11 protein-coding genes and 1 tRNA gene are annotated in these 14,097 nt (G+C 72.8%); 7 read left to right on the forward strand and 5 right to left on the reverse strand.

The genetic code is table 11. The features are described from left to right. Positions 1-39 precede the first annotated feature (39 nt). Positions 40-1,917 (reverse strand): penicillin-binding transpeptidase domain-containing protein, encoded by a 1,878-nt coding sequence (locus J3473_RS13180; protein WP_207024087.1) that lies wholly within the window; start codon positions 1,915-1,917, stop codon positions 40-42. Positions 1,918-2,076: 159 nt separating this feature from the next. Between J3473_RS13180 and J3473_RS13185 the strand changes: the two genes are divergently transcribed. Further along, positions 2,077-3,528, forward strand: a complete 1,452-nt coding sequence (locus J3473_RS13185; protein ID WP_242525855.1) for an LCP family protein — start codon at positions 2,077-2,079, stop codon at positions 3,526-3,528. 178 nt (positions 3,529-3,706) lie between these two features. Further along, a complete protein-coding gene (locus J3473_RS13190; protein ID WP_207024089.1) occupies positions 3,707-5,173 on the forward strand; it encodes a mannitol dehydrogenase family protein in 1,467 nt (488 codons plus the stop codon). Positions 5,174-5,206: 33 nt separating this feature from the next. On the opposite strand, the gene J3473_RS13195 is transcribed toward J3473_RS13190, so the two are convergent. After that, on the reverse strand, positions 5,207-6,238 hold the full coding sequence (locus tag J3473_RS13195) for an AraC family transcriptional regulator (RefSeq protein WP_242525856.1): 1,032 nt from the start codon (positions 6,236-6,238) through the stop codon (positions 5,207-5,209). Positions 6,239-6,496: 258 nt separating this feature from the next. Here J3473_RS13195 and J3473_RS13200 point away from each other — a divergent pair, with 258 nt between their 5' ends. From J3473_RS13200 to J3473_RS13215, 4 genes are all read left to right on the forward strand, one after another. Beyond that, entirely contained in the window at positions 6,497-7,864 is a 1,368-nt protein-coding gene (locus J3473_RS13200; RefSeq protein WP_207024091.1) for a sugar ABC transporter substrate-binding protein, read from the forward strand. Positions 7,865-7,969: 105 nt separating this feature from the next. Then, positions 7,970-8,902: a carbohydrate ABC transporter permease gene (locus J3473_RS13205; RefSeq protein WP_207024093.1), complete on the forward strand. Its 933-nt coding sequence runs from the start codon at positions 7,970-7,972 to the stop codon at positions 8,900-8,902. Further along, positions 8,899-9,714, forward strand: a complete 816-nt coding sequence (locus tag J3473_RS13210; RefSeq protein WP_030526995.1) for a carbohydrate ABC transporter permease — start codon at positions 8,899-8,901, stop codon at positions 9,712-9,714. The genes J3473_RS13205 and J3473_RS13210 overlap by 4 nt, the downstream gene beginning before the upstream one ends. 37 nt (positions 9,715-9,751) lie before the next feature. Beyond that, positions 9,752-10,495, forward strand: coding sequence for an SDR family oxidoreductase (locus tag J3473_RS13215; protein ID WP_207024095.1), 744 nt, complete (start codon positions 9,752-9,754; stop codon positions 10,493-10,495). Positions 10,496-10,786: 291 nt separating this feature from the next. Here J3473_RS13215 and J3473_RS13220 read toward each other — a convergent pair. Next, a tRNA-Ser gene (locus J3473_RS13220) sits at positions 10,787-10,876 on the reverse strand. A 137-nt stretch (positions 10,877-11,013) separates the two neighbouring features. On the opposite strand from J3473_RS13220, the gene J3473_RS13225 reads away from it, so the two are divergent. After that, complete coding sequence (locus tag J3473_RS13225; RefSeq protein ID WP_207024097.1) at positions 11,014-11,508, forward strand: hypothetical protein; 495 nt, start codon at positions 11,014-11,016, stop codon at positions 11,506-11,508. Here the strand turns inward: J3473_RS13225 and J3473_RS13230 are convergent. Together J3473_RS13230 and J3473_RS13235 are read right to left on the reverse strand one after the other, a co-directional pair. Next, on the reverse strand, positions 11,433-11,954 hold the full coding sequence (locus tag J3473_RS13230) for a GtrA family protein (protein WP_242525857.1): 522 nt from the start codon (positions 11,952-11,954) through the stop codon (positions 11,433-11,435). The two genes, J3473_RS13225 and J3473_RS13230, sit on opposite strands and share 76 nt — an antisense overlap. After that, positions 11,951-14,053: a glycosyltransferase family 39 protein gene (locus J3473_RS13235; RefSeq protein ID WP_207024099.1), complete on the reverse strand. Its 2,103-nt coding sequence runs from the start codon at positions 14,051-14,053 to the stop codon at positions 11,951-11,953. The genes J3473_RS13230 and J3473_RS13235 overlap by 4 nt, the downstream gene beginning before the upstream one ends. Positions 14,054-14,097: the final 44 nt, after the last annotated feature.

Consider the following 14,097-nt stretch of genomic DNA (forward strand, 5'->3'; position numbering starts at 1 on the left):
GGCGACCACGTGCGCACTCGACCCCGTGCAGGGGCGCGGTCAGCGGTCGGCGAGGGCGGTGAGGAACCGCTTGGCGACCGGCGCCGCGGTCTGCCCGCCGCTCACGCCCTCCTCGACGAGGACGGCGAACGCCACCTGCCCCTGGTAGCCGGTGAACCACGTGTACGGCTTCTCGTCGACGCCGTGGTCGGCGGTACCGGTCTTGCCGCGGACGGTCCCGCCGGGGGTGCCGCGCAGCGTCGTCGCGGTGCCGCTCGAGACGACCTCGCCCATCATCGCGCGCAGCTGCGCGACGGCCTGGCCGTCGAGCGGGGTGGGCCGTGGCGTCGTGCCGCTGCGCACGAGCACCGGCGGCACGTAGGTGCCGCGCGCGACGCTGCCCGACATCACCGCGAGGGAGAGCGGCGAGGCCTCGGTCCGGGCCTGGCCGATGACCGCCGCGGCCTGGTCGGTGCCCTTGCGCGTCTCGGGGATGCTGCCGTCGAACGCGCTCGCGACGCCGAGCGTCGACCCCCATCCCGCCCCGATGCCGAGCGCCTTCGCCGCCTCGGTCAGGTCGGTCGTGCCGAGTCGCTGCGAGAGCGAGATGAAGGCCGTGTTGCACGAGTGCGCGAAGTCCTGCGCGAACGGGACCGAGCCGGGGATGGACTCACCGGCGTAGTTGCGGAACGAGCGACCGTCGACGGTGATCGTCTTCGGGCAGGGCACGGTGCTCGTCGGGGTGGTGAGGCCCTTGGTCAGGTAGGCGTACGTCGAGGCGATCTTGAAGGTGGAGCCGGGCGGGTACTTGCCGGTGATCGCGCGGTCGAACCCGCTGCTCGGGGAGCTCGCGGCGGCGAGCACCTCGCCGCTGCGGACGTCGACCGCGACGACGGCCCCGGGGACGGTGAGGTCCGACGCCGCGAGGGCCTGCTCCGCCGCCTCCTGGACGCCCGGGTCGAGAGAGGTGCTGACGTCCGAGCCGGCCGTCGGGGCGGACTCGAAGACGGTCCGGTCGCCGGCCTCGACCGTGAGGCCCGGGCGCCCCGCGAGCTCGGGGTCGTACTGCCGCTGCAGCCCGCTGATGCCCGCGCGGTCGCCGGCGACGTACCGCCCGTCGCTGCCCTCGACGACCTCGGCCGTCACCTCCCCGACGGAGCCGAGGAGGGGCTGGCCGAACGTCCGCGTCCGGCCGAGGGGCTGGGTCGCGCTCGGGGCGATGACCCCCGTGATGGCGTCGAGCCGGGCCTCGCGCGAGCGGTAGTCGGACTCCCGGTAGGTGATGACCGGGATGGGCGCCTGCGACCCCGACTTCTCGCGCTGGGCCAGCGCCTCGACCACCGAGCCGGCGCGCACCCCGGTCACCTTCTCGAGCGCCGCGGCGTCGGCGGCGTCGGCGCGCACGGGGTCGAGCTGCACCTGGTAGACGGTGCCCTGCGGCATGAGCGGCTCGCCGTCGCGGTCGAGCAGGTCGCCGCGGGTGGGCGCGGTGCGTTTCAGGGCGAGGCGCTCGCCGGCCGCGAGCGAGGGGTGCCACGGGGAGCCGTCGGTCGGGCCGGCGACGAGCCAGCGGTCGCCGCGCTCGACGAGGCGCGCGGGGGTGCGGTAGCTCCACGCCACGTCGCCGGGGAGCGTCCACGTCACGTCGAGGGAGGCGCTGGCGGTGGCTCCGTCGCGCGTCAGGGCGCCGGGACGCGCGGACACGGACGCCGACCCGAGGCCCTTGACCGCCGCCGCGAAGTCCGTGCCCGCGCCACCGGTCGCGAAGGGGACGGCCGAGAGGTCCTTGCTCTGCCAGGCGGCGGCGTAGCGGGCCAGGGCGGCCCGGGCCGCGTCGTCCTGCGCATCGCCTCGGGCGAGCGTCCACCACGCCCCGCCGCCGGCCACCACGACCAGCGCCGCGACCACCCCGAGCACCCACCCCGTGCGACGTCCCATGGGGACATCCAACCCGATGGGCCCCCGGGCCGCCCGACGCGACGCCGGTGCTCGCGTTTCCAGCCGCCGCACAGGTGGCGTCCGTACACTCGGACGGTCGTCCGTACCTCTTTCGCCCGGCCCACCGGCCGGACACGGTCGGCACCGAAGGAGCAGACCGTGTCGCAGCCCACCCGGAGGGCGCGCGCCGAGCGCGCGCGCGCCACGCGTCGACCCCGGCGCCGGCGCATCGTCACCGTCCTCGTCGTCTTCGTCGTCGTGGCCGCCCTCGTCGGCGGCGCCGCGTGGTGGCGCCTCGACGGCAACATCAGCCGGCTCGACATCAGCAGCGCGCTCTCGCAGGACCGTCCGACCCCGGTCGACGCGGACCCGACGAACATCCTCCTCATCGGCTCCGACACCCGGGTGGGGCAGGGCACCGGCGACGGTGCGACCGTCCAGGGGGCCCGCTCCGACACCACGCTCATCGCGCACCTGTCCGGTGACCGCAAGCACGTCACCGTCGTCTCGATCCCCCGTGACTCGATGGTGCCCATCCCGCCGAACTGCGACGCGAAGGTCCCCAAGCAGCAGTGGCCGGTGCAGCAGTTCAACGCCGCGTTCAGCATGGGCGGCCCCGCCTGCCTCATCAACACGATCGAGGCGAACACCGGGGTGTTCATCAACCACTTCGCGGTCGTGGACTTCAACGGCTTCAAGGGGATGGTCGACGCGCTCGGGGGCGTCCCGGTCTGCACGCCCGTCGCCATCGACGACCGGCGGGCGCACCTCAAGCTCGCGGCCGGGCGCCACGTCCTCGACGGCACCCAGGCGCTCGGCTACGTGCGGGTCCGCTACACCGAGGGTGACGGCTCCGACCTCGGCCGGATCAAGCGCCAGCAGGCGTTCCTCTCCTCGATCGTCCAGGAGGCCACCCGCACCTCCCTGCTGCTGCGGCCCGACAAGCTCTACGGCTTCCTCGACGCGGCGACCAGGTCGCTGACGACCGACGAGGACATGGGGCTCGGCACGATGCGCGACCTCGCGACCTCGGTGCAGGACGTCGGCATCAAGAACGTCGCGTTCGTCACCGTGCCGGTGCAGGCGTACGCCAAGGACGCCAACCGCGTCGAGTGGACGCCGGCCGCCGAGACGCTGTGGACGAAGATCCGCACCGACGAGCCGCTCGACGGCCCCACGAAGAAGCCGACGCCGACCGCCAGCGCGGCGCCGCTGACCGTCAGCCCCGCCGACGTCGCCGGTGTCGCGGTCGTCAACGCGACCGGGGTCGACGGCCTCGCCAAGCAGGAGGCCGACGCGCTGAAGGTCCAGGGCTTCCCCCTCGTCACGACCGCCTCGACGGCCGAGCGCACCGAGGGCGTCCTCGTCCAGTACTCCTCCGGGCAGGAGCAGGCGGCCCGCACGGTCGCGGCCGCCTTCCCCGGCTCGAAGACCGAGAAGGCGGACGGCCTCGGCACGACCATCCGCGTGGTCATCGGCCCCGGGGCCAAGACCGTCGTCGAGCTGCCGAACCGCCTCGGGTCCGACCCGGTCCCCAGCCCGTCGATCAGCCCGCCGTCCCCCGAGAAGACGATCGAGGCCCGCACCGCCGACCAGGACATCTGCGCCTGAGGCGGGGTCCGGCCGCACCGGGCGGTCGGACCGATACGAAGTCCTCGGGTGCTGGTGCTTTCGTTCCCGTCCCGGCCCGGGGTCTCCCCACGCGGCCCGAACCTTGGTTTCATGCGGGACGGACCCGCGACGTCGCGCGTGACAGCGGCGGCGGGCCGCGCGCGAAAGGACCCCTCCGGTGACCGCACTCACGACGACCGCGCCCGACGCGGGCGTGCCGAGCCCCTCGTACGACCGCACGACCGCGACGGTCGGCATCGTCCACTTCGGGTTCGGCAACTTCCACCGCTCCCACCAGGCGATGTACCTCGACCGCCTCATGGAGCGCGGCGAGGGCCTCGACTGGGGCATCTGCGGGGTGGGGGTGCTGCCGCAGGACGCCGCGATGCGTGACGCGATGCGCGCTCAGGACTGCCTCTTCACGCTCGTCGTGCGGCACCCGGACGGCTCGCTGGAGCCGCGGGTCGTCGGGTCGGTGCTCGAGTACCTCTACGGGCCGCAGGACGCCGAGGCCGTCTACGCCCGGCTCTGCGACCCCGCGGTGCGGATCGTCAGCCTCACGGTCACCGAGGGCGGGTACCTCAAGAACGCCGCGACGGGGGCCTTCGACGCGACCGACGCCGCGGTCGTCCACGACGTCGAGCACCTCGAGAACCCGCGGACGGCCTTCGCGTACGTCGTCGAGGGGCTGCGGCGCCGGCGCGAGGCCGGCCTGGAGCCGTTCACCGTCCTCTCCTGCGACAACCTCCAGGGCAACGGCGAGGTCTGCCGCCAGACCGTCACCGGCTTCGCCCGCCTCGTCGACCCGGCGCTCGCGGACTGGATCGAGGCGTCGGTCTCGTTCCCCAACTGCATGGTCGACCGCATCACGCCCGCGACGACCGACGCCGACCGGGAGTCGCTGCTCGCCGACTTCGGCATCGAGGACCGCTGGCCGGTGCCGGCCGAGCCGTTCACGCAGTGGATCGTCGAGGACGAGTTCCCCCTCGGCCGACCGGCGCTGGAGCAGGTCGACGTGCAGTTCGTCGACGACGTCAAGCCCTACGAGCTGATGAAGCTGCGCCTGCTCAACGCCAGCCACCAGGCGCTGGCCTACCTCGGCGCCCCGGTCGGGTACACGCTCGTCGACGAGACGATGCGCGACGAGCGCATCCGCACCTACCTCGAGCGCTACATGGCCGACGAGGCCGCGCCGACGCTCGGCGAGCTGCCCGGCATCGACCTGCCGGGGTACATGGCGACGCTGCTCGAGCGGTTCGCCAACCCGGGCATCCGCGACACCCTCGTCCGCCTGGCCACCGACGGCGCGAACCGGATGGCGACCTTCACCCTACCGGCCGTGCGCGCCAACCTGGAGGCCGGGCGACCGGTGACCCTCGGCGCGCTCATGGTCGCCGCCTGGGCCGAGTACTGGGCCCTCATCGCCCGGGGTGGCCTGCCGGAGAGCGAGGTCCCGCCCGAGGTCCACGCGCAGGCGCTGCGCGAGGCGGCGTCCGACGACGACCCGGCGGCGTTCCTGCGCATCGAGGCCGTGTTCGGCGACCTCGCCGACGACGAGCGCTTCCGCGAGGAGTTCCTGCGGATGCGCAGCGCGCTGGCGGCCGAGGGCGTGCCGGCCACGCTCGACGAGGTGCTGGGGGGCTGAGCGGCCCGGGCGCCGTCGGGCGCCGTCAGGACCTCAGGGGTCGACAGGCGCCCGCAGGCCGAGGCTGAAGACCTCGGGCGGCGGCTTCTGCGACGACTCGAGCTTGCGGTACGACGTCGGCGTGGTGCCGACCTCGGCGAGGAACTGCCGGTTGAAGTTCGCCATGTTGTGGTAGCCGCTCATCGCCGCGACCTGCGCGATCGGGTGCTCGGTCGTGTCGATCAGCCTGCGCGCGTGGGCGATCCGCAGCTTCTTGACCATGTTGCTGAAGGTCATCCCGGTCGCCGACTTGAAGTACTTCGAGAACGTCGGCTCCGACATGTAGGCCATCCGCGCGGCCGTCGAGAGCCGGATGTCGCCGGTGAGGTTCTCGAAGATGTACGCGAGCCCGGCCTCGACCGCGCCGAGCGAGCCGGCGTCGGTCGGCCGACCGAGCCACTCGCTGGCGACGACGTCGCGCTCCTCCGGGGGAGCGGCCGCGAAGAGCCCGAGCAGGCGGAAGAAGTGCGCCATCTGCTCGGCGCCCTGGGTGCGCGTCACCTCGAGGATCGTCTCGGCCGCGCGCCACGCCGTGGCCCCGGAGAACACGAGCCCGCGGGTCGAGAGGCGCAGGACCTCGTCGACCTCCTGGAGCTCCGGGATGAGCCGCATGCACTGCCGGATCCAGTCGTCGGAGAACTGGACGACGGCGTCGCGGTCGACGGCGACCTGGCCCGGCTCGAGGTCGCTCACCCAGTCGTGCGGCAGGTTCGGGCCCATGATGCTCACGTGGCCGGGGGAGAAGGTCCCGACGTGGTCGCCGGCGATGAACGACCCGTGCGACTTGGTGATGAGGTGGATCTCGTACTCGGGGTGCGCCCCCCATCCGCAGATCTCGCTCGGGAAGTCGTGGGTGAGCACGCGCAGGGCGTGCTGGGGGTGCGGCGGGATGATCTCGCGCCGCGGGGCGTCGGGGTAGGGGCCGCGCACCAGGGGGGTGTCGGGCTCGGTGCCCTCGACGGCCAAGGAGGGGAAACCCGCGAGCTTGAGCCGGGGCGTGCCGGTGGACTGATACGAAATCGTCACCACTCCTCGTTGACATCCTCGTCAGGACCCCGCTCACGGTGCCGCGTGCAGCGGTGCCGCTCAGCCGTACGGTCGCCCGCACGGGTGAGCGCGGAAAAATAGTACCGAAACGACGAGGCGCATGGTCCTTGTCGCCCGGCGCGCCCGCCTTCTACGTTGCCGGTGTTCCACCGCGGCAAGGCGACGCGGAACGCTCCCCGGGCTCGGGGACCTCCTCCCGGGGACGGGTGGGGGAAAGACCTACCAAAGGAGTTAGGCATGCTCACCACGAAGCGCGCCCTGACCTTCGGCGCCGGTGCGCTGGCTTCGGCCCTCGCCCTGGCCGCCTGCTCGTCGGGGAACGTCTCCACGGACTCGGGCTCCGCCGGTGGCGGCGGGGGCGGGAACGTCACCCTCAACGTGGCCACCGTGAACAACGGCCAGATGAAGGACATGGAGAAGCTCAAGTCCGAGTACGAGAAGGCCAACCCCGGCACGACCGTCAACTTCCAGGTCATGGAGGAGGGCGACCTGCGCGCCGCCGTGACCGCGGACGTCGCGAGCGGCGCCGGCCAGTACGACATCGTCACCATCGGCGCGTACGAGACGCCGCAGTGGGGCGCCAACGGCTGGCTCGTCGACCTCACGCCGGACCTGCAGTCCGACTCGGCCTACGACGTCGACGACCTGCTCCCGCCGGTGCGCGACGTCAACACCTACGACGGCAAGCTGTTCGCGGTCCCGTTCTACGGCGAGTCCTCCATCCTCATGTACAACAAGGAGGTCCTCGACAAGGCGGGCGTCACGCTGGGCGACACCCCCACCTGGCAGCAGGTCGCGGACGCGGCCAAGAAGGTCAACTCCGCCGACATGGCCGGCATCTGCATGCGCGGCAAGCCCGGCTGGGGTGACCTCTTCGCCCCGCTGACGACGGTCGTGCAGACCTTCGGCGGCAACTGGTACGACGAGCAGTGGAACGCGACGGTCGACACCCCGGAGTGGAAGCAGGCCGTCACCTTCTACAAGACGATGCTCGACGAGTCCGGCGAGAAGGACCCGGTGTCGTACAGCTTCAACGAGTGCCTCACCGCGCTCAAGGAGGGCAAGGCCGCGATGTGGGCCGACGCCTCCGTCGCCGCGTCGATGCTCGAGGCCGACGACTCGCCGGTCAAGGGCAAGATGGGCTACGCGCACATGCCGGTCGAGAAGACCCAGCAGTCCGGCTGGCTCTGGAGCTGGAACCTCGCCATCCCGTCCTCGACCAAGCAGAAGGACGCCGCGCTGAAGTTCGTCAAGTGGGCGACGAGCAAGGACTACATCAAGCTCGTCGGTCAGCAGATCGGCTGGTCCAACGTGCCCCCGGGCTCGCGCACCTCGACCTACGAGATCCCGGAGTACAAGGAGGCCGCGGCCGCCTACGCCCCGATCACGCTCGACGTCATGAGCTCGGTCAACCCGAAGCAGCCGGGCGTCAACCCGCAGCCGTGGGTCGGCATCCAGTACGTCTCGATCCCCGAGTTCCAGGACGTCGGCAACCAGTGCGCCCAGCTCGTGGCGGACTACCTCGCCGGCCGCTCGTCGGTCGACGACGCCCTCGCCAAGTGCCAGTCGCTCGCCCAGGCCGCCGGCGACAAGCACAAGAGCTGACCCGCAGCACCCCGTGAGCGACGGGTGCCGAGGCCGGTCCACCCGGCCGGCCTCGACACCCGTCGCCACATCCCCGCCAGACCGCTCGCACAAGGGAGTGCCCAGATGACCGTGACCGAGCTCGACACGGTGGAGGCCGAGACCGCCACCGAACCCAGGCGGGTGAACAAGAAGGAGCTGCGGACCGCGCGCGGGCTGCTGCTGCCCGCCGTCATCTTCCTGATCCTCCTGACGCAGGTCCCGTTCGTCGTGACCATCGTCTACTCGCTGCTCCGCTGGAACCTGCTGTACCCCAACGACCGCGGGTTCACGGGTCTGTCCAACTACGCGTCGGCGCTGACCTCGGGGGACCTCTGGCCCTCGGTGCTGGCGACCGTCCTCATCACGGCCTTCTCGGTCATCCTCTCGGTGGCCCTCGGGATGATCTTCGCGATCCTCCTCGACCGGCCCTTCCGCGGCCGGGCCATCGCCCGCACGCTGATGATCACGCCGTTCCTCGTCATGCCGGCGGCGGCCTCGCTCATCTGGAAGTACTCGATGTTCGACACGAACATCGGCATCCTCAACTGGCTCTCCCGCACGCTGGGCCTGCCCGTCGTGTCGTGGTCGACCGAGCACCCGATGCTCTCGGTCGTCATCGTCCTCACGTGGCAGTTCACCCCGTTCATGATGCTCATCCTCCTGGCCGGGCTGCAGGGCCAGGACAAGGGCATCCTCGAGGCGGCGCAGGTCGACGGCGCCGGCACGTGGCGCACCTTCACGTGGATCACGCTGCCCCACCTGCGGATGTACGTCGAGATCGGCGTCCTCCTGGGGGCGGTCATCATCCTCCAGGTCTTCGACCCCATCGCCATCCTCACCAAGGGCACCGGCGGCACGAAGACGCTGGCCTACCTGCTCTACGAGCGGGCCTTCATCGGCCTGGACGTCGGGCAGGCCGCGGCCTACGGCGTCGTCACGGTGATCCTCACGATCATCGTCGCGACCGTGGCGCTGCGCACCCTCTTCAGGGTCTTCATGGCAGGAGGCAGCCGATGAACCGCTCGCTCCGTGGCTCCCTGGTCACCGCGCTCACGTGGGTGCTCGTGCTCGCGTTCTTCTTCCCCGTCTTCTGGATGATCCTCAACGGCTTCAAGCCCGAGTCGGTCGCCTCGTCGGTCAACCCGAAGCTGTTCTTCTCGCCGTCGACCGAGGGCTACCAGCTCGCGATGGACCGCGGGATGAAGGGCTACCTGCTCAACTCGGTGACCGCGGCGGTGACGGCGACGATCATCGCGGTCGTCCTCGCCATCCCGGCGGCCTACGCCCTGTCGATCCGCCGGGTCAAGAACGTCGAGAACGCGCTGTCGTTCTTCATCTCGACGCGGTTCATGCCGCTGGCCGCCGTCGTGCTGCCGCTGTTCATGATCCTCAAGACGCTCGGGCTGCTCGACAACATCTACATGCTCGCCGTCGTCTACGGCGCGGTGAACCTGCCCGTGGCGGTGTGGATGATGCGCTCGTTCTTCCTCGAGGTGCCGTTCGAGATCATCGAGGCCTGCCGCGTCGACGGCGCCGGCCTCGGCCGCGAGATCTTCCGGGTCGCGCTGCCGCTCGTGCTGCCCGGCGTCGCGTCGGCCGCGCTCATCACGTTCATCTTCAGCTGGAACGAGTACTTCCTCGCGACGCTGCTCACCTCGTCGGCCGCCCGCACGACGCCGCCGTTCCTCGGCTCGTTCGTCGACGGCCGCGGGCAGTTCCTCGCGGTCCTCTCGGCGGCGGCGACCATCGCCGCTCTGCCGGTCATCGTCGCGGGCTGGGTCGCCCAGAAGCAGCTCGTCCGCGGCCTGTCGATGGGAGCCATCAAGTGACCCGAACGTCGTCCCCTGCTCGTCGGGTCGTGGTCTGATGCCCGCGCCGAGCCGCGACCTGACCGGCACGGTCGTCGCCGTCACCGGAGCCGGCGGGGGCATCGGTGGCGCGACGGTCCGGCTGGCCGTCGAGGCCGGGGCCCGTGTCGTCGCCGGGGACCTGCGTCCCGAGGGCCTGGACCGGCTCGTCGAGGAGCTGGGGTCGGACCACGTCGTCCCCGTCGTCGGCGACGTCCGCCACGAGGGGACCGCCGACCGGCTGGTCGCCGCCGGGGTGGAGGCGTGGGGCCGGGTCGACTCGGTCGTCGCCAACGCCGCCGTCGGCTTCTACGGCGGGGTGCTCGACCAGAGCGCCGACGAGGTCGAGCTGATGGTCGACGTCACGCTCAAGGGCACCATCTGGACCACGCGGGCCGCGGTGCGGCAGTTCCGCGCCCAGGGCGACGGTGGCGACCTCGTCGTCCTCGCCTCGGTCGCGGGCCTGCTCATCGGCGGTGGCAAGGAGGCGGTCTACGCCGCGACCAAGGGCGCCCAGGTGAACCTCGGCTACGCCCTCGACCGCGAGCTGCGCGGCGAGGGCATCCGGACGACGGTCATCGCGCCCGCGGGGGTCAACACCCCGTTCGCCGCGGCCGACGGACGCTTCGGCGACGGCGACCCGTCGCAGGGGCCGTTCATGGAGCCGGCCGACATCGGCGGCGCCGTCGTCCACGTGCTCCAGCAGCCGCGGCGGATGCGCACCGAGCTCTGGACGATGTGGAGCCTCGCCGAGCAGCACTGAGGCATCCCCCGAGCGACCGCCGGCCGGCGACCCTGCCCGGCCGGCCGGCGGTGCCGTCACGGGGCCCCCGGGAGTGACTGGGCCTTCCCGGGGGCCTCGTCATGCTCCTGCTCCGCGCCTGCTCCGCGCCTGCTCCGCGCCCGTCCCGCTGTCGGTACCCCGTCGAGTGAACAGGACACGCCGTGTGCGCCGGGGTGCCGGCGGCGCGTCCTGTTCACTCGACGGGTGAGGGGCGTCGGGAGACAGCGAAGTCCCCCGGGGGCGCAAGCTTCCCCGGGGGACTTCTTCGTGCGGAGGCGGAGGGATTTGAACCCTCGATGGGCGGTTAGCCCAAACCGCATTAGCAGTGCGGCGCCATAGACCGGACTAGGCGACGCCTCCAACGCTTGCACAGGGTATCCGGCACGGGACCTGCGGGCAAAAGCGCCCCGCCCGGTGACCGGCGACCCATCGGACGGACGGCCCGGGGTCGGCCGGATCGCGGGACGGAGCCCGCGGACGGCTGCCACACTGCCGCCGTGTCGAGTGCCCCGTTCCCGCAGCCGCCGTCCCCGCAGCCGGTCCATCCGCACCTCGCGGGCCCGGACCCGATGGCGCCGCCCGTGGCGCCCGCGCACGCCTCGACCGGGGGTGGCGCCGCCGTCGGGTGGGCCGTGGGGGCCGCCGTCGCGTCGGGCGTCGCGGTGGTCCTCTCCGTGGTGGCGCTGCTCCTCGCCGGCAGCGGGTTCTTCGCCGGCGCGGTCGACGACGGCGGCGGATGGGCGGAGTCGGTGCGCGGTCAGGTGACCGCCCTCCCGGACGGTGCGGCGCTGAGCGGCGACCGGCTCGAGTGGGCGGTCGGCGCCGCCGAGAGCGACTTCGGCTGGACCATCGACGACCTCAGCTGCCCCGACACCCCGGCCGTCACCACGTCGACGGTCGTCGTGTGCACGGGGACCTACGAGGACGCGGACTGGACCGGGGCCGTGCTGTTCGAGGACTCCGTCGGCGGGTTCGTCGTCGCCGAGTTCTGAGGCCCGCGCGGCGCGAAGACCCACCAGCGCATCGCGGCGTACTTGACCGCCGTCGCGGCGACGGTGGTCACGGCGACCACGCCGGTCTCGACCCACGTCGGTGCGTCCGGCGCGACGTGGGCCAGCAGCGCCAGCCCGCCCGAGGTCATCGCGAGCGTGAGGGCCAGCACGAGCAGCCCCTGCAGCTGGTGGCGTGCGACCCCCTCGCGGCCGCGGATGCCGAACGTCCAGCGCCGGTTGGCCCAGGTGTTCGCGACGGCGGCGACGAGCAGGGCGACGGCGTTGGCCACCTGGGGCGTCCCGAGGAGCGTCCGCAGGACGACGAAGCCGCCGAGGTGCAGGACGGTGCTCGCGACCCCGATGACGGCGAAGACGAGCAGCTCGCGGGGTACCGACCCCCGCGAGCGCACCGGGGCGGCGCTCGCAGGGGTCCGCACGACGGTCACTGCCCCGAGCCCGTCGTCGTCCGGGTCAGGTCGTAGAACGTCTGCCCGCCGATGGTCTGCGCGGTGAAGTGCTGCGAGACCCAGGTCGCGATCTCGCTCGAGGCGCTCGAGCCGCCCTGCTGCCCACCGAACCCACCGCCGGCGAGGAACCAGTGGATGCGTCCGTCCGCCACGTACTGCTGGAACTGCGCGAGGGTCGGGGAGGGGTCCGAGCCGTTGAACCCGCCGACGGCCATGACCGGCAGCTCGGTGGCCAGCTGCAGACCGGCCGCGTTCTGCGACCCGACGGCGGCCGCGACCCACGTGTAGCTCGACGCGTCGGCGGTGAGGGCCTCGACGACCGCGCTGTCGGGGGTGGTGGCGTCGAGCAGGCCGCCCATCCCGCCGCCTCGGGACGTCCCGCCCTGCGTGGTGCCGCCCTGTGCGGTGCCGTTGCCGAAGGGCGCGGTGCCGCCGTTGGGGTTGGTGGTGGTGCCGCCGGGTGCCTGACCGGGCGTCCCGCCCTGCCCGCCACCGGGGCCGCCCTGCGGCATGCCCCCCGGCATCCCGCCACCGCCGGGTCCGCCACGGCTGCCGGCCGGTCCGGCCGTGACGATCGACCCGCTGTGCCCGGTCGCGAGCGTCGAGGCGGAGTACGCCGCGGGCCCGGCGAGCCCGGCGACGACCGCGAGGGCGGCCACGGCGGCGAGGCCCCGGCGGTGCAGCCGACCGACGACGAGGAACAGCAGGGTCGCCGCGAGACCGAGCGCGAGGACGGTGAAGCGCAGCCACCCGCCGTACGAGGTCGTGCGGGAGAGGAGGACGAAGCCCCAGACCGACGCGGCCGCGGTGCCGGCGGCGAGGGTGAGGGCGCCGAGGGCGTCGTGCCGTCGCTCCCACGCCTCGCCGGCGCCCATCCCGACGAGCGCGGCGATCGCCGGCGCCAGGGCGACCGTGTAGTACTCGTGGAAGATCCCCTGCATGAGCGAGAACACGAGCGCCGTGACGGCGAGCCACAGGCCCATCGCGAGGTAGGCGGCGCGCCGGCCGTCGGTGCGTGGCGCCCGGCCGCGCAGCGCGAGCCCGGCGACGAGCAGGACCAGCGCGGCGGGCAGCAGCCACGAGATCTGGCCGCCGACCGCGGAGCCGAACATCCGGAGGAGGCCGACGCCGTCGGAGAAGCCGCCGGCGCCCCCGCCGCCACCGCCGACCCGGCCGACCTCGGAGCCGTCGAGCCGTCCGAGGCCGTTGTAGCCGAAGGTCAGCTCGAGGAAGGAGTTGGTCTGGCTGCCACCGATGTACGGGCGCATCGAGGCCGGCGTGAGCTCGACGACGGCCACCCACCAGCCGGCGCTCACGAGGAACGCCGCCGCCGACAGCAGGCCGCCGACGAGTCGCCGGCGGACGGGGGTGTCCGCGCAGACGAGCCAGACGATCGCCACGGCCGGCACGACGAGCAGCACCTGGAGGCTCTTCGTGAGGAAGCCGAGGCCGGTGAAGACACCGGCGAGGGCGATCCAGCGGTACGAGCCCGCCTCGACGGCCCGCAGCGTCGCCCAGATCGCAAGAGCCATGAGCAGGGTCAGGAGGGCGTCCGGGTTGTTGAACCGGAACATGAGGACGGCCACCGGGGTCAGGGCGAGCGCGACGCCGGCCAGCAGCGCCGCGCCGTGGCCGAAGCGCCGGCGCACGGTCGCATGCGTGACCCAGACGGTGCCGACGCCCATGAGCACCTGCGGCAGGAGCATCGCGAACGAGGAGAGGCCGAGCAGGCGCACCGAGAGGGCCATGACCCAGAGCGACGCCGGCGGCTTGTCGACGGTGATCGAGCTCCCGGCGTCCGAGCTGCCGAAGAGGAAGGCCTTCCACGAGACGCTGCCGGCCTGGACCGCGGCGGAGTAGAAGCTGTTCGCCCAGCCGCTCGCCGTGAGGTTCCAGAGGTAGGCGGCGGCCGTGACGACGAGGAGGGCCACGAGTGCCGGCCGGGCCCACGCGGGGTCCTCGGCCGGCCCCCGGAGGGTGCGGGCCAGGCGGCCGGTCCTCGGGGTCGTCGTGGTGGGGTGCGTCGCGAGGTCGGGGGTCCCGGGGCCGGAGGCCGTGCGCAGGGTGGCGGTGTCCATGCGTCCACGGTCCGGTCCGGGGCTGTGGCGTTCCTGTGGTCGCC

It is taken from the genome of Phycicoccus sp. DTK01 (assembly GCF_017312765.1).
GTDB classification, from domain to species: Bacteria; Actinomycetota; Actinomycetes; order Actinomycetales; family Dermatophilaceae; genus Phycicoccus; species Phycicoccus jejuensis.

Excerpts from the sequence above, each read along its gene's own strand:
- J3473_RS13210 (WP_030526995.1), top strand. The coding sequence starts at position 8,899 with ATGAACCGCTCGCTCCGTGGCTCCCTGGTCACCGCGCTCACGTGGGTG.
- J3473_RS13180 (WP_207024087.1), bottom strand. The coding sequence starts at position 1,917 with ATGGGACGTCGCACGGGGTGGGTGCTCGGGGTGGTCGCGGCGCTGGTC.
- J3473_RS13235 (WP_207024099.1), bottom strand. The coding sequence starts at position 14,053 with ATGGACACCGCCACCCTGCGCACGGCCTCCGGCCCCGGGACCCCCGAC.
- J3473_RS13200 (WP_207024091.1), top strand. The coding sequence starts at position 6,497 with ATGCTCACCACGAAGCGCGCCCTGACCTTCGGCGCCGGTGCGCTGGCT.
- J3473_RS13205 (WP_207024093.1), top strand. The coding sequence starts at position 7,970 with ATGACCGTGACCGAGCTCGACACGGTGGAGGCCGAGACCGCCACCGAA.
- J3473_RS13215 (WP_207024095.1), top strand. The coding sequence starts at position 9,752 with ATGCCCGCGCCGAGCCGCGACCTGACCGGCACGGTCGTCGCCGTCACC.